This window comes from Agarivorans sp. TSD2052 (genome assembly GCF_023238625.1).
Lineage (GTDB): Bacteria > Pseudomonadota > Gammaproteobacteria > Enterobacterales > Celerinatantimonadaceae > Agarivorans.
Map to the genome: position 1 here is coordinate 2,884,122 of NZ_CP096670.1, position 15,446 is coordinate 2,899,567.

Below are 15,446 nucleotides of genomic sequence, written 5' to 3' on the forward strand. Positions count from 1 at the left end.
CATGAAAGAAATAATGCTCCCCTATATTTTAATCTGTTGGATCCTAGTCAAAACGGGTGTTATTCAGTGGACTCTGCGTAACGCAGTACTAACGGTAAGCATCGGAGTTTTGCTAGCAGCGGCCCTCTTTACTGCTCACCGGTTTTGGTCACCCGCCGATCTTACCGACAGCACAACAGTGAAGGCCCCACATGCTGTATTAAGCCCGCTGATTGGCCAAGAAGTTGAACAGGTATTCGTAGAACATAACCAATTAGTGAAAAAGGGAGACCTGATTTACACCCTTAAAACGGAAGATACCGCGTCCCAGGTCGTGAGCCTACAAGCGCAGAAGAAAGCAGCCCAAGCGGAAATTCTAGCGCTTATTTATCAAGTTGATAACGATAAGAAGAACCTACAACGTTTAGAAAATTTGAGTGAGTATGCTCAAGAGTATCAGCGGGACGATCTAAGAACCAAAATTGAACAAACTGAAGCCAATGTTATGTCGGTTAAAGCGCAAATATTAAACTTAGATGCGCAAATTACCACCGCCAATTGGCAACATGAACGTCGTGAAATCAGAGCCCCCTTTGATGGTCAGTTATCAATTACTAACATCGTAAATGGAACGCGTGTCGGTAACATGCACTTATACGACACCAACAAAAAATTTGTTGAAATGCGTATTGCAGACCAAACTTATCGCGGCATAGAGGTAGGTCAATTTGCCGAATTCTATGTTAACGCCTACCCAGGGGAAATATTTCGCGGCCGAGTACACAGCTTAACCACCGGTACCGGTGAAGCTCGAGTCTCTGTGATAAACGGCTCACAGCAAGTTCGTCGGCACGTTGGTAACAACATGGGATCTCATGGGCGCACCATCATCATCGAGTTTGATGAGCCTGAAGGATATAATGTACCGATTGGCGCAACAGGTTCAGGTTGGGTTTCAGCAAATAAGCCACACCCCGCTCTTGGCTTTATGGACATTATCGGTGGCGCAACAGTCAGGTTAAAAGCCTTTAAGTCCTACCTGTCTGCGATCTAAGCCCGGTAACAATACTAAGCTAACGTGGCTAACGCTAGCTTAGTTGCCAACTTTAGAGTGCAGCAAATCATGAGTATGAGCCTCAATAATTGATGTGATCAGTTCTGATAACCATTGGGTTTTAGCTGAATAACGCAGTGAAGCCTTGATAATCAAAGCCACATCAAGATTCAAAGGGTGCTGCTGGCTTTTTTCATAATAGGGTTCGTACTTAAGAGTGAAGCAGGTGTCCATCAGTTGATCCATCAGTATGTGGCTATCAACGATAATGCCGGCCTTGATAGTAGGATCAAGTTTTTTAAAATGATCCTGATGTTCGTTCACCCCAGAAATAATAAATTTGACGTATTCACCCGTTTGGTTGCCACAAAAGAACCCCGCTCCTGAGTGAATTCTCTTCTGATAAAAAGATTTCGGTTTATCATTGATAATATGTATGCCTAAGTCCACATCTTCAAGCAGAATAAGTGATTCACTGTTTGCGCCCCATTGCCTTATTTCAATGACTGCTTGGGTTTGCGCTCTAATCGCATCGATGATGTTTTTACCCAAGGTAATTAAGTAAGGCTCAACGATGTGTAGGGTAATTTTACTTAAGCTAGAAGGGTCAAACTCATCAGGTTCTAGCGCAATATCTAAATCCACTAGAGCGCGCGTTAATTTAGGCGTAATAGACTCGGCATAACTGGTAGCTTGTAAATAACCGGCATGTCTTACAAACAAAGGGTCGTCGAGCTCTTCTCTTAGTTGGGCAAGCACTTTAGATACATAGGACTGCGACCGCCCTAACTTAAGTGCAGCTTTGGTGGCTGAGCGTGTTTGCATTAATGCCAAAAAAACATGTAACGCATTTAAATCTTTCATTTAAACTCTGCTTATCCCATAACAATGCGTTAAAACTACCTCAAAAAGCCTATTTGACGAAACTATTCGTGGCACCGTTAACATCTGCAATTTACCTATCTCAGTAACAAACAAACTCGGCAATCCGCCATTTTGCAAAACAGCTTATCACGTCATTCGCTATTTGGGAGCGTCTAAGCCCCCAAAATGGGCTACATAAGGACTCTAACTAAACAACCAGCGATATCATCCGCCCAAAAAAACCAGCATTCAAAGCTTCACATTAGCGTCAGCTAATACCTTAGTCTAAGCGAAATCCTTTTGAGTATTGAGTTAAATAAATGTAAACTCTGTGTTGCCCAAACCATACATGCGTTGGGTAATAACACGGAGTGTTACCTCCTCCCCTTATATAATAAAAATGCCTACGAATTAGGAAGATATATGTCAACAAGACGAATCACCGTCATACCTGGAGATGGTATTGGACCTAGTATTATCGAAAGCGCAATCGCAATTATGGACAAGGCCGGTTGTAATTTCGAGTATGATTTTGCCAACGCAGGCCTCGCTGCTTTGGAAAGCGATGGTAGCTTACTACCTGAAAAATCACTGCAGCTAATAGAACAGAACGGTATTGCTCTTAAAGGCCCGTTAACCACTCCAGTTGGTACCGGCTTTACCTCTATTAATGTATCAATGCGTAAGCACTTTGATCTTTACGCAAATATCCGCCCTGTGCGTTCCTTCGTTGGAACCAAAGCCCGTTATGAAAACATCGATATCATTACCGTTCGCGAAAACACCGAAGGTATGTATTCAGGCGTTGGCCAAAAACGCAGTGAAGACGGCGACAGTGCGGAAGCCATGAGCATTATTACGCGTGATGGTGCTGAGCGTATCGTAAAATTCGCTTACGAATTAGCGCGTCGAGAAGATCGCAAAAAAGTCACCACTATCCACAAAGCTAATATCATGAAATCAACATCGGGACTCTTTCTCGAGGTTGCGCGTGAAATCGCTAAGCAATACCCAGATATTGAATCTGAAGAAATGATTGTAGATGCGGCTTGTATGAATCTAGTGATGTATCCAGAACGTTTTGACGTAATGGTTACCACTAACTTATTTGGTGATATTTTGTCAGACTTATGTGCTGGCTTAGTGGGCGGTTTAGGTATGGCTCCTGGTGCCAATATTGGTGAACGAGCGGCAATATTTGAAGCGGTACACGGTAGCGCACCTGACATTGCAGGGCAAGATATTGCTAACCCGACGTCGGTCATCTTAGCCAGTATTCAAATGCTTGAATACTTAGGTATGGAAGAACAAGCTAACAACATTTTAAGTGCTGTTAAAGACGTAATATCAAGTGGAGATAGAACCACTCGAGATTTAGGCGGCACAGCAGGCACTAAAGAATTTACTCAAGCGATTTTAGACCGTTTGTAAAGCGGCTAAAAACACTAAAAGGCAGCTTATCTTAGCTGCCTTTTTAATTGCCGCCCTATACAGTACAGCTATATATATGCCCCTAACATCTAAGCATTGTTGCTACTTAAATCCGACCCTATGGTGACTAAGATAGCTATTACCGACTACATGAATTCTTCGAGGGCAAAACCAAACATAGCCAGCCAAGAATCATCACTACCCCGCCTAACGGTGTAACAGGGCCCAAAAACGTCGCCCCCCAGAAAGCTAAACCATATAAGCTACCAGCAAACATCCAACTACCCACCAACCACAAGATGGCGCTGAGTCGGTGCTGATTGAATATCGCGAGAGCAGCCACTAAATGGATCAGCTGATAAGTCACGCCGGTTTCTATCCAAGCAAGTTGCGCCTCTCCTAAGAAGCGGCTAAAACCATGCGCGGCACCTGCTCCCATAACCACAACAAAAGCGCCAGTAAGCCCAACAAATAGGCGCATTGGCCAATTAAAGCTACGAATACTGTTCATTCTGTCTCAATCAACCCTTCATTAACAAACTCTTGTTGCTCTTGTTCTACTAGAGAAATCATCCATTCTCGAAACGCGACTAATTTTCCTTGCTCTGCTTGGCTAGGTTTATACACCATGTAATAGGCGTTTTTACTTAACAATACTTGCTCAAACGGACATATCAGACGCCCAGCTTCAATTTCAGGTTTGGCTAATACACTGTGACCTAAAGCCACACCTTGACCATAAACAGCCGCTTGTAACACCATAGTAGAGTGGGAGAAAATCGGCCCATGGTTAACATTCATTTGACGTAAACCCACCAGTTTAAACCACGCTTTCCAATCACGACGAGCGGTATCGTGTAACAAGGTATGGTGTTGCAAATCTTCAGGCTTGGTTAGGGCTTTATCCCCAACAAGTAGACTTGGCGCGCATACCGGTACCAGATATTCAGTATGAAGCTTATCAGCCCGTAAACCTGACCAATTACCTCGCCCATAATAAATAGCGACGTCTACATCTTCGGTTAATGAGCCTTCATAGAGATCGACAGCTTTAATTCGCACATCAATATCTGGATGCATCTCACTAAATTGAGACAAACGTGGCACTAGCCATTGAATAGCAAAGCTAGGTTGTAAACTCACTGTTATCGTCCCTTTAGCGCCACGCGCTAACAAACGATCTGTTGCCTCAGTGAGAGAAATAAAAATATCTTTAATATCTAAAAAATAACCTTGGCCTTCTTCTGTTAACAGTAATGACCTGTTTTTTCTACGAAAAAGTTTCAAGCCTAAGAATTCTTCTAAGGCTTTAATTTGGTGACTTACTGCGGCCTGAGTCACAAATAGCTCTTCTGCGGCGCGAGTAAAACTTAAGTGTCTCGCAGCAGCTTCAAAAGCCTTAAGGGCATTCAGTGGTGGCAAACGACGCGCCATATTCACATCCTATTAACGGATAAGTTTTTCTAATCTATGGGCATTATAAATTATCTGTTGTTGAACAACCAGTTGCAGATTACTATGCACACGCAATCAAGCGAAGGGGTCTGACACAGCGCCGTATATCAAGGTGTTATGTCAGGCCTCTTTAAGTAGTTACCGGATTTGTAATTACTTTGATTGCTATGTTGTGTTTGCATTTGTCAGCCTTTTGCTGACTTCCCTGTTTCTTATTTTGACCCTGTCTGTCAAAAAGAATTTCAAGCCACTGCTTTAGCAGTGGCTTTTTTTTAACTAAAAATCATAAGGATAAGAGCAATAGTCAAAATAACAACAGCATTCACTTTCGATACTGCTAAAACTTAATCATTAAAAAAAATAATCTTTGATTCCCAGCACAAAATAACTCGCTACAATTAAACTTCACTAGATAGTTGCTTTTTATGTTGATACTGATAATACACCAAGCAGACCAAGCCCATGCCCAACATCGGTAGCGCACTGTAGTTAACCACTTGCCAACCCAAGGTTTGTTCTAGCCAGCCTGCTGATAAAGCAGAAATCGCCACCATCGAAAACACCAGAAATTCATTAACTGCCTGTGCTTTCGCTTTTTCACTAAGCTGGTATGACTGAGTTAACATCTGGGTGGCACCAATGAACATAAAGTTCCAACCAATACCCAGCAAAGTTAAAGCAACAACAAAATGCTTGAAACTGGTTCCCAATAAATTGACCATTACACAGCCAAACATTAACAACAAACCCAACAACATGGTGGGGAACAAACCAATGCGCAATATTAGCCGACCAGTAAAGAATGAAGGCGCAAACATGCCTAGTACATGCCACTCAATCACACTCGCTGATTGTGCAAAGCCAAAACCGTGGTGATGCATTGCCAACGGTGTTGCAGTCATCAAAAGGTTCATCACAAAGTAACTGACGACAGCCGCCATCACCGCTACCACAAAGCTTGCCGATGTTATCACTTCGATTAATGGCCTAGCCGCTAAGTGATTTTGCTCTGCTAAGCGTGCCTCTTTAAAGCGAATAGTGAGCAACAACAATAAGGCAATAATGTATAAAATCAGCAAAGCTAAAAAAGCACCAATAAATGGCTGCTGCGGCCACCAGTCTTGGCTATAGATAGCTAAACTTGGGCCTATAATAGCGGCGATAACGCCACCAGCCATAATGGCAGAAATAGCTCGAGCTTGTTGGCCTTGGCTACATAATTCCACCGCAGCAAAGCGATACAGCATGCCAAACCCAATACCTATACCGAGTAAGAAGGTAGCGCAGCAGAACAATGAGAAACTTTGCTGAGTAAGGGCGAAAATGGCTAAGATTGCACCGGAAATACCAATCAAATTACCAAGAACAAAGCCCTTCTTCCGTCCAGTAACTCCCATAATCAACGAGGCAGGAATCGTCGCCAACATCAAACCCAGAAACTGCATAGCAACCGGGAAAGTCGTCCAAACCGCAGACGGCGCTATCTCTTGACCAATTAAGCCCGTTACGGCTACCAGCAGTATATTACCGGTAGTTAACAAGGCTTGGCAGATTGCCAGTATCCATACAAAAATGTTCAACAACGCTATCCTGTAGATTCAACACTAATCATTTACTGGAGAAATAGGTACCTAAATAGTGCCAAATAGACGCCCATCTTATGCAGTTTGCATTTAACAACTGAAATCAAAGAAACTTAGGAAAACACAATTCATCACCTAAATCGATGTTTTTAATGGCTTGCATCGTAGTGTGATTTAAGTTGAGTATTTTATCTATAGACTTGATATGTTCTGTTTTGCTAACACCAGGAATTGTACAGAATAAGTCATCGTTGCTGTACGCATAGGCAATGGCTAATTCGCTAACAGATAAGTCCATTGAGTCGGCAATAGGTGCTATTTTTGAGATTTGTTTATGGCACCAAGTTAATAAGTCTTGAGGTAGTTGTGAGCGCACATCAGAAAAATAATTAGCGGGGCCATCCCTAAGAAAACTTTCAGTTATTAAACCTCTAAAAAGTGGGGAGCGACCAATAAAGCATTGTTTACGTTGCCTCAATATCTTTGCAAAATCAGTCTCAAAACGCCTTTCGAATACAGAGTAATTCCACTCAAAATAATGTCCAAAGTCGGTTTCAGAGGCAAATTTTAAAACATCAAGGGTACTAGCACTTACACCAAAAGAACCGATAAGGCCTCGCTTAGCTAAGCTTTCTAAAACGCCTTTCAACTGTGGTATTAAGACCTCTTTTTTGGGGTTATGTAATAATAAAATATCAAGGCAATCGACTTGTAGATTTTGACAACTTTTCATGATGAGGTTTTCAACATGTGAATAATTTGCGCTCGTTGCCGTCCAGTCTGCAGGGATCGGGATCTTAGTACAAATAGTTACCTTGTCCCTAGCTTGATTACTTTGGATTGCTTGACCGATGAGCTGTTCACTCCTCCCTTCTCCATACCCTTGTGCCGTATCGAAAAATGTTACGCCAATATCTATAGCGCTGTGAACTAAACGTATACACTTTTGTGCGTCGCCCACATTCCAGCCATTAACTCTTCCGTTTACAGAATGCTGACCACCAATTTGCCAAGCACCAAAACCTAGATTGCACGACACTATTCACCCCTATGATAAAGCCGAAACTCTAGAGAGACACGAGTCTCGTTGTCATTCCTATTTGCTGCTAATCCGTGTATCAAGTGTGAGGAGAAAATCAAAAACTCGTCTTGTTTAGGACTAGCACTGATTAAATCTGTATTATTATCCCAGCTAAGAATGCTATTAACTGAGTATTGTTGACCATTGAGCATACTTCCGGCTTTTGATCTTGCAATTTTTTCTTCCGACAACAAATGAGACCCAGCAGCAACCGGTAATCCAGTGGCGCTATTAACGCCGCACACAGGTATCCAAACGTTGATCATTCTTGGAATTTCTCCTAGCTCATCGAACACTTCATAAACATCTTTATGCGCCGGATTATAACCAACACTATTCGGCCTATTTATACGAACTATAATCCATTGTTCAACACCACTAACAGGGTTCAAAAAACCCAGTTCGGTTCCCATATAATTAGCGAAACTATTTGTTACTTTTTGAACATCAAAACCAAAGTCATTTGGATACAATCTACGTGTTTTTGTTATCACTTCAGCGTGTTCAAGGTCATTCACATATTGATGATATGTTTCCAATGTGAACTCTGATAAATCAGTTTTTGGATTGACTCCATGTATTATCCTTTTAACAGCATCATGTATAGATTGATACACAAGCTCTGGGTCATAAAAACCATCAGCTTTAACAAGTGAGTATCCATCCTTATACCAATGCTTTGGTTTTGCTAAGTCAGCAAAACGTTCCGACAAGACTTCAGCTTTCCCCTTATGAAAACAGCCTTTTGACTGAAGTTCGACCTTAAATTCCCTACCATCAATATAATACTTATGCTTCATCTTCCCTGCCTTTCATTAACACTCCTGCATTCAGAAACTCTCCACCTGAACACTGACATAACATTTCCTTTGCTCAAAGTGCTTTTACTCATATTTCTATATATACAAGGCTTCTTACAACATCACTACCAGTAAGCTATAGATCTATGACAGAAACGGTAAAGATATTGTTAAGTAACCAGCGATGAACATGCCAGAGCATTGCATACTTCACGAACGAAGTATGCAATGCTGAATGCTGTCAATTATTACAATAGAGCGAAGTGGTAGGGGATTATCTCTTGGGAATTTATTTTCTTTGGTTAAGTAACTACACACTCAAATGATCGGTAACCGCTCGCAAAAAAATACTGACAATCAATTGCGCTTGGCAAATTGTCCGCTTCTATACGAAAATACGCTCAATATGCGCCATGTGATTGAACAGTTATCTTAGAGTATTTCTAGGAGATACTTTGTATTTGTTTTCGCTGATGCTTACCGATTAGCTGTTTAGGTCGTTAGCACAAAAAAGGCGCCCTGTAGGCGCCTAGTTTAGAGTGAGAATTTTATTCCCATTCAATGGTTGCTGGCGGTTTACCTGAAATATCGTATACCACACGAGAAATACCATCAATTTCGTTAATAATTCTGTTACTCACATGCCCTAAGAAATCGTAAGGCAAGTGTGCCCAGTGGGCCGTCATGAAGTCGATAGTTTCTACCGCACGTAGCGAAACCACCCAATCATATTTACGAGCATCCCCCATAACGCCTACCGAACGTACTGGTAAGAACACTGTAAACGCTTGGCTTACTTTGTTATACAAGTCATGTTTGTGTAACTCTTCAATGAAGATAGCGTCTGCACGACGTAACAAGTCACAGTACTCTTTCTTCACTTCACCCAATACACGGACACCTAAACCAGGTCCAGGGAATGGGTGGCGGTAGAGCATATCGTAAGGCAAGCCTAGCTCTAAACCAATTTTACGTACTTCGTCTTTAAACAACTCACGTAAAGGCTCTACTAAGCCCATCTCCATATCATCAGGCAAACCGCCCACGTTATGGTGAGACTTAATCACATGAGCTTTACCGGTTTTAGAAGCCGCTGATTCAATAACATCTGGGTAGATAGTGCCTTGTGCAAGCCACTTAGCATTTTTCAGCTTTTTAGACTCTTCATCAAACACGTCAATAAAAACGTGCCCAATAATTTTACGTTTCTTCTCAGGATCGCTCTCACCAGCCATTGCATCCAAGAAGCGATGCTCAGCATTGACATGAACAATATTTAAACCAAAGTGGTTACCAAACATATCCATAACTTGCTGGCCTTCGTTTAAACGAAGCAAACCATTATCTACAAATACACAGGTCAACTTATCGCCAATAGCGCGCTGAATAAGCATCGCTACTACAGAAGAGTCTACACCACCACTTAGGCCAAGAATCACTTCATCATCGCCTACTTGTTGCTTAATTTGAGCAACAGCATTTTCGATAATAGATTCCGAAGTCCACAATGCATCACAAGCACAAATGTCTTTAACAAAGTGCTCTAACATACGCAAGCCTTGACGCGTATGGGTGACTTCTGGGTGGAATTGCACCCCGTAGAATTGTTTGTCTTGATTCATCATTGCTGCAAACTCACAACTTGGTGTTTGTGCAACAGTGGTGAAACCGTCTGGAATAGCCGACACTTTATCACCGTGGCTCATCCAAACATCAAGCAGCGCATTGCCGTTTGATGCAACGGCATCTTCAATCGCTTTAAATAATGGGGAGGCAGCTACAACTTCTACTTGAGCATAGCCAAATTCGCGCTCGCCCTCTCCTTGTATAACCGCGCCGCCTAATTGCTCAGACATGGTTTGCATGCCATAACAAATACCTAATACAGGCACACCAGCGCTAAATACATATTCAGGCGCACGCGGCGAATTGTTTTCAGTAACACTTTCTGGGCCACCGGCTAAAATAATGCCGTTTGGGGCAAACTCGCGAATGTCAGCTTCGTCTACATCCCAGCTCCACAACTCACAATAAACACCAATTTCGCGAATACGACGCGCGATAAGTTGGGTGTATTGTGATCCAAAATCTAAAATTAGAATACGATGTTCGTGGATATCTCTGCTCATAATCACTTACTTTAATTTGGCTAATAGAACTAAGCGCCTTTCGGCGCTTAGTAGAAGTAAAACGGTTTTGGCTTAACCCATACGGTAGTTCGGTGCTTCTTTCGTAATGGTTACGTCATGTACGTGGCTTTCGCCCATACCAGCACTCGTCACCCGAACAAATTCAGCTTTAGTGTTTAATTCGCTAATAGTAGCGCAACCGGTTAAGCCCATACATGACCGTAAACCGCCCATTTGCTGGTGAATAATGGCTTTAACTGGGCCTTTATAAGCTACGCGACCTTCAATACCTTCTGGTACTAATTTGTCTGCCGCATTGTCGGTTTGGAAGTAACGATCAGATGAACCTTGAGACATGGCGCCTAATGAGCCCATGCCACGGTATGATTTGAACGAACGGCCTTGGTAAAGCTCAATTTCGCCTGGCGCTTCTTCCGTACCAGCAAACATGCTACCGACCATAACACATGAAGCGCCGGCAACTAATGCTTTAGCAATATCGCCTGAGAAACGAATACCACCATCAGCAATAACTGGAATATCACGACCTTTTAACGCTTCAACCGCATCGGCTACTGCGGTAATTTGTGGAACACCTACACCGGTTACAATACGCGTAGTACAAATCGAACCAGGGCCAATACCCACTTTAACCGCGCTTACACCGGCATCAGCTAAGGCAATAGCGCCGGCACCCGTTGCAACGTTACCGCCAACTATAGGCAAGTCTGGATATTTGTCATGTGTGGCTTTAATTCGATCGAGCACACCTTGCGAGTGACCATGAGACGAGTCAATCAGTAATACATCTACGCCAGCTTCAACCAAGGCGTCTACACGCTCTTCGTTACCTGCGCCAGCACCGACAGCAGCGCCAACACGTAAACGACCAAAACTATCTTTACAAGCGTTTGGCTTACGCTCGGCTTTCTTGAAATCTTTTACCGTAATCATACCGGTGAGTTTGAAGGCTTCATCAACCACCAACATCTTTTCAATGCGGTGTTCGTGCATTGCCTTTTCTACTACATCACGTGATGTGTCAGTAGTCGTTACCAAACGTTCTTTAGGTGTCATCACCTGAGAAACCGTTTTAGTAAAATCTGTTTCAAAACGCAAATCACGACCGGTAACAATACCCACCAAATCATTTGCTTCTGTGACGACAGGGAAGCCAGCAAAGCCATGAATTTGGCGAAGCTCTGCAATTTGACCCAGCGTTAACTCAGGTGTAACCGTGATAGGTTCTAGAACGATACCTGCTTCAAACTTCTTCACTTTACGAACTTCGGCAGCTTGCTGTTCAATGCTCATATTTTTGTGAATAAAACCAATGCCGCCTTCTTGGGCTAAGGCAATAGCAAAATTCGCTTCAGTGACGGTATCCATGGCTGCAGACACCATTGGAATACTTAAAGAGATATCTTTCGTTAGACGAGTCGCCAAATTGGCGGTATTTGGAAGTACTTCTGAGTGGGCAGGAAGTAGTAGTACATCATCGAAGGTTAAGGCTTCTTTGGAAATTCTCAACATAGCAACATTCGCCTAAATACAGTTAATAAAGGGATAAAATATTGCGGTCGGATTATAGGTATAAAGCTGGCCAAGGTAAATTGAAAAATGTTATTTTCTTACATTATTTTCAAATTAGCCTCGAGTGCACTGATGCAAACCAATCAAATAGCCGCAAATATCCTCAGTGTAAGTCAATTAAACCAGCAAGTTAGGCGATTGTTAGAGCATTCTCTAGGTACTGTTTGGTTAGAAGGTGAAATCTCTAATTTTTCAACACCATTTTCGGGACACTGGTACTTCAGCTTAAAAGACCATTCTGCGCAAGTTCGCTGTGCTATGTTCAAAAACAGTAACCGTAAAGTAGTATTTAAACCCGAAAGCGGCATGCAAGTATTACTCAAGGCAAAAATCACCATGTACGAACCACGTGGTGACTATCAACTGATTGTTGAAGCTATACACCCCGCAGGGGATGGCGCCATGCAACAGGCTTACGAACAGCTCAAAATGAAGCTGGCCGGCGAAGGCTTATTTGCTGAAGCCGAAAAGCAAGCACTTCCAGCATACCCCAGTAGCATTGGCATTATCAGCTCAGCATCCGGGGCCGCGCTGCAAGATATTTTGTCGGTACTTGCCCGCCGAGCGCCAGCTATTCGGGTAATAGTTTATCCTGTATCAGTTCAAGGTGAACTTGCTGTCCCGCAGCTTATAAAAATGATACAAATCGCCAATCAACGTCAAGAAGTCGACTTACTGGTCGTCGGTCGAGGAGGCGGTTCTAAAGAAGATCTTTGGGCGTTTAATGATGAAGTGCTAGCCAGAGCCATTTTCGACTCACGTATTCCCGTAATATCCGCCGTCGGTCATGAAGTGGATGATAGCATTAGCGATTTGGTGGCTGATGTTCGAGCCGCCACCCCGTCAGCAGCTGCAGAAATGATAAGCCAACAAGCCACTCACATTGCTCAAGGCATCACTCACTTCAAGCAACAGTTAGTACAGCTCTCATTGCATGAATTTAGGCGTCAGCAGATTCGCTTAGTCCAACTTGAGAACACACTCACAACCTTATCCCCACTGCACTTATTAGAGCAACAACAGCAGCGTTTTGATGAACTTGAACACCGTTTAAGGTTTGCCATTTCTCAGCAGCAGTTACAAGGCCGCGAGCGTCAATCCGGACTCAAGCAGCGTTTAAAACACGCTTTATTGGAGAGAAAGATCACTCAGCAGCAGCAGCGAATAGATGAGCAAACAAGACGCCTTATTAGTGCCAGCCAAACAACACTGAATCAGCACCAACATCTGTTAGCAGGGGCTTGCCGCCAATTAGATAACTTAAGCCCTTTGAAGGTCTTAGACAGAGGTTTCAGCTTAGTTACTCACCAACAACAGCTAGTCAAACAAGCGTCGCAGCTAAAAGCAGGCGATGTGATAAACGTGAAGTTTTCAGATGGCAACCTAACAGCGACCGTAAACCACCAGTAATTGTTGTTTTAAACACTCAGCTCACATCTAATGAGTGACCCATCAAAATAAATGGGTTTTTAAAGAAAATTAACTTAGTATTACCCAGACTAAACGAATACCTAGTTAGTTTGCAGTTCAGAACAAGTGACGACCAAGCCCAACTAGAGGCGCGGCGCATATTCTTGGTAATTAACTAGCCATTAAATAAACAAAATTAGCAGCAATACTATGAACTTACCGGATAGCAACAAGGAGCGTGAGCTAACCAGCGTCGATAATAGGGAACAGCTAATCGGTATGATATACCGAGCAGCAGCAGAACCTGAATATTGGCCAGACTTGCTTGAGCACCTCTACATGATGCCAGAACTACAGCGTTCTGAAAGTAACGACCCTTCGTCAGCAAAATTAAGCCAAATGCTAGACGCCGTCTCTCCACAACTATCAATTGTCGAGAGCCAATACTCGCAGCGCAATCAGCTGTTATTAGAGCACTTTAACCAAGCCCTCAATATTGCCAAGCGCATTTATCAACTTGAAGAAAAAAATCACTCACTTAACTCTTTACTCGATCACATACCGGTGGGGGTAATTTTAGTAAACGCTCAAAGTGAAGTGTTGCTGACTAACGAATTAGCAGAAGAAACCCTTCAATTAGGCCAAGGCTTATATCAAAAAGATAAAAATTTGGTCACCCAACAGAGCGAGTCAACTCGATTACTCAAAAAGTACATTGAAGAACTCTCTTCATTGGGACCAAATGAATCAAGCAGCCGTGGTTTACCAATACAAATTGATGGCGAAACTGAAGTTCAAACCATGGTGATTTTAAGCCCCGTAAATCACTTACAAAACCCCACCCTAGAGCGAAATGCCAGCGTGGTGGTATTTATTTCACCTTCTCGTCCCGACGTAGAGCTTGATCTAGGCGCCTTCGCCGACGGCTACCACCTTACCCCTAAAGAAGCGCGTATAGTCAATTACATCGCTCAAGGCATGTCGCCTCCCGATATCGCTGATAAAATCTTTGTTAGTTACAATACCGTCAGAACACAATTAAAATCGGTATTCAAAAAAACAGGGGTTAGTAGTCAAAGTGAGTTAGCTAGCTTAGTGTTAACAGGACCTTGGGGAATGTTATCGCAAAATAGTCGCCATTTTGGGTTTTCTGAAATACAAAATAGCGACGCTAAATACTTCACCTTAGCGGATCAACGAGTGCTTTGTTATCAAGAATACGGCGACCCTAAGGGTAAAGCGTTAGTCTATTGCCACAGTATTTTAGGTTGTCGACTAGAAAATTTTTTCGACCAAATTGATATCGCTAAGCAATTAGGTTTGCGTTTAATTTCTGTCGATCGTCCGGGGTTTGGCGGATCAGATTATTGCGAAGGCTACAGTTTTTTAAAATGGGCTGAAGATCTAAACGCACTGTTAACCCATTTGAATCTAGATAAAGTGGAACTGGTTGGTTATGCCACGGGCGGGGTGTACGCCGCTTGTTGCGCCGCGACGATACCAGAAAAAATTAGTCACTTAACAATCATCAGCTCCGGCGACGCTCTCACCTTCGACAGCGATTATCAGGCCACAGCAAAGCTCTACCGAATGCACATGAAGCTAGCCCGAGACTTTCCAAGCATGCATCGTTTATTCACCAATATATTAGACAAGGGCCTGCATAAAGACCCGAATAAGTTGTTTAAAGTGTTGGCGCGTGATTTGGAAGGCACCGACGTTGAATTGTTTGAAAGCCCGCAATTCAAAGATAAGTTTGGCCGCTACTTGAAGGAATCAAAAACTCAGGGCGGTAACGCATTTTCTGATGAAGTCCGTCAAGTCATGGCCCCTTGGGGGTTCAACATTGAAGACGTTAAGCTTAGCACTCAGCTATTTCATGGTGAGCAAGACAAGCATATACCATTGGTGTTAGCAGAGCGCTTTGTCGAACGAGCAGCAAATGCCAGCATCACCGTGTACCCTGATCAAGGCCACTATATGATCTATCGGCAATGGCCTAATATCTTAGAGGCTATCGCCAAACGTTAGCCTGCAAAAGTACTAGGTGGCCATAGGCCACCTAGT

Annotated in this window: 12 protein-coding genes; 4 read left to right on the top strand and 8 right to left on the bottom strand. The window is 43.0% G+C overall.

What is annotated here, in order from left to right:
* The first annotated feature begins 1 nt into the window (after nucleotide 1).
* Complete coding sequence (locus M0C34_RS13065) at nucleotides 2-1,033, top strand: HlyD family secretion protein (RefSeq protein ID WP_248712126.1); 1,032 nt, start codon at nucleotides 2-4, stop codon at nucleotides 1,031-1,033.
* Nucleotides 1,034-1,072: 39 nt separating this feature from the next.
* Here M0C34_RS13065 and M0C34_RS13070 read toward each other — a convergent pair whose 3' ends face one another.
* Nucleotides 1,073-1,897, bottom strand: coding sequence for a LysR family transcriptional regulator (locus M0C34_RS13070; RefSeq protein ID WP_248712127.1), 825 nt, complete (start codon nucleotides 1,895-1,897; stop codon nucleotides 1,073-1,075).
* A gap of 423 nt (nucleotides 1,898-2,320) precedes the next feature.
* On the opposite strand from M0C34_RS13070, the gene M0C34_RS13075 reads away from it, so the two are divergent.
* The gene (locus M0C34_RS13075) at nucleotides 2,321-3,328 is read left to right on the top strand and encodes an isocitrate dehydrogenase (protein WP_248712128.1); all 1,008 of its coding nucleotides are present in this window, start codon (nucleotides 2,321-2,323) and stop codon (nucleotides 3,326-3,328) included.
* Between the two features lie 139 nt (nucleotides 3,329-3,467).
* Here the strand turns inward: M0C34_RS13075 and M0C34_RS13080 are convergent, their stop codons facing one another.
* The 7 genes from M0C34_RS13080 to guaB all read right to left on the bottom strand — a co-directional run bounded on the left by M0C34_RS13080 (nucleotide 3,468) and on the right by guaB (nucleotide 11,909).
* Complete coding sequence (locus tag M0C34_RS13080; protein WP_248712129.1) at nucleotides 3,468-3,839, bottom strand: DUF423 domain-containing protein; 372 nt, start codon at nucleotides 3,837-3,839, stop codon at nucleotides 3,468-3,470.
* On the bottom strand, nucleotides 3,836-4,762 hold the full coding sequence (locus M0C34_RS13085) for a transcriptional regulator GcvA (RefSeq protein WP_248712130.1): 927 nt from the start codon (nucleotides 4,760-4,762) through the stop codon (nucleotides 3,836-3,838). Before M0C34_RS13085 ends, M0C34_RS13080 begins: the two co-directional genes overlap by 4 nt.
* A gap of 419 nt (nucleotides 4,763-5,181) precedes the next feature.
* Nucleotides 5,182-6,363 carry an MFS transporter gene (locus M0C34_RS13090; RefSeq protein WP_248712131.1) on the bottom strand — a complete coding sequence of 394 codons (1,182 nt, stop codon included), beginning with the start codon at nucleotides 6,361-6,363 and terminating at the stop codon, nucleotides 5,182-5,184.
* Between the two features lie 106 nt (nucleotides 6,364-6,469).
* On the bottom strand, nucleotides 6,470-7,405 hold the full coding sequence (locus tag M0C34_RS13095) for an aldo/keto reductase (protein WP_248712132.1): 936 nt from the start codon (nucleotides 7,403-7,405) through the stop codon (nucleotides 6,470-6,472).
* Entirely contained in the window at nucleotides 7,405-8,247 is an 843-nt protein-coding gene (locus tag M0C34_RS13100) for a phytanoyl-CoA dioxygenase family protein (RefSeq protein ID WP_248712133.1), read from the bottom strand. The genes M0C34_RS13095 and M0C34_RS13100 overlap by 1 nt, the downstream gene beginning before the upstream one ends.
* Nucleotides 8,248-8,795: 548 nt before the next feature.
* The gene (gene guaA / locus M0C34_RS13105; RefSeq protein ID WP_248712134.1) at nucleotides 8,796-10,376 is read right to left on the bottom strand and encodes a glutamine-hydrolyzing GMP synthase; all 1,581 of its coding nucleotides are present in this window, start codon (nucleotides 10,374-10,376) and stop codon (nucleotides 8,796-8,798) included.
* A 72-nt stretch (nucleotides 10,377-10,448) separates the two neighbouring features.
* Entirely contained in the window at nucleotides 10,449-11,909 is a 1,461-nt protein-coding gene (gene guaB, locus M0C34_RS13110; RefSeq protein ID WP_248712135.1) for an IMP dehydrogenase, read from the bottom strand.
* Nucleotides 11,910-11,996: 87 nt separating this feature from the next.
* Between guaB and xseA the strand changes: the two genes are divergently transcribed.
* Complete coding sequence (gene xseA / locus M0C34_RS13115) at nucleotides 11,997-13,379, top strand: exodeoxyribonuclease VII large subunit (protein ID WP_248712136.1); 1,383 nt, start codon at nucleotides 11,997-11,999, stop codon at nucleotides 13,377-13,379.
* A gap of 210 nt (nucleotides 13,380-13,589) precedes the next feature.
* The gene (locus M0C34_RS13120) at nucleotides 13,590-15,410 is read left to right on the top strand and encodes an alpha/beta fold hydrolase (RefSeq protein WP_248712137.1); all 1,821 of its coding nucleotides are present in this window, start codon (nucleotides 13,590-13,592) and stop codon (nucleotides 15,408-15,410) included.
* The last annotated feature ends 36 nt before the right edge of the window (nucleotides 15,411-15,446 follow it).

Excerpts from the sequence above, each read along its gene's own strand:
- xseA (WP_248712136.1), top strand. The coding sequence starts at position 11,997 with ATGTTATTTTCTTACATTATTTTCAAATTAGCCTCGAGTGCACTGATG.
- M0C34_RS13070 (WP_248712127.1), bottom strand. The coding sequence starts at position 1,897 with ATGAAAGATTTAAATGCGTTACATGTTTTTTTGGCATTAATGCAAACA.
- M0C34_RS13075 (WP_248712128.1), top strand. The coding sequence starts at position 2,321 with ATGTCAACAAGACGAATCACCGTCATACCTGGAGATGGTATTGGACCT.
- M0C34_RS13100 (WP_248712133.1), bottom strand. The coding sequence starts at position 8,247 with ATGAAGCATAAGTATTATATTGATGGTAGGGAATTTAAGGTCGAACTT.
- M0C34_RS13120 (WP_248712137.1), top strand. The coding sequence starts at position 13,590 with ATGAACTTACCGGATAGCAACAAGGAGCGTGAGCTAACCAGCGTCGAT.
- M0C34_RS13080 (WP_248712129.1), bottom strand. The coding sequence starts at position 3,839 with ATGAACAGTATTCGTAGCTTTAATTGGCCAATGCGCCTATTTGTTGGG.
- M0C34_RS13065 (WP_248712126.1), top strand. The coding sequence starts at position 2 with ATGAAAGAAATAATGCTCCCCTATATTTTAATCTGTTGGATCCTAGTC.
- guaA (WP_248712134.1), bottom strand. The coding sequence starts at position 10,376 with ATGAGCAGAGATATCCACGAACATCGTATTCTAATTTTAGATTTTGGA.
- M0C34_RS13085 (WP_248712130.1), bottom strand. The coding sequence starts at position 4,762 with ATGGCGCGTCGTTTGCCACCACTGAATGCCCTTAAGGCTTTTGAAGCT.
- guaB (WP_248712135.1), bottom strand. The coding sequence starts at position 11,909 with ATGTTGAGAATTTCCAAAGAAGCCTTAACCTTCGATGATGTACTACTA.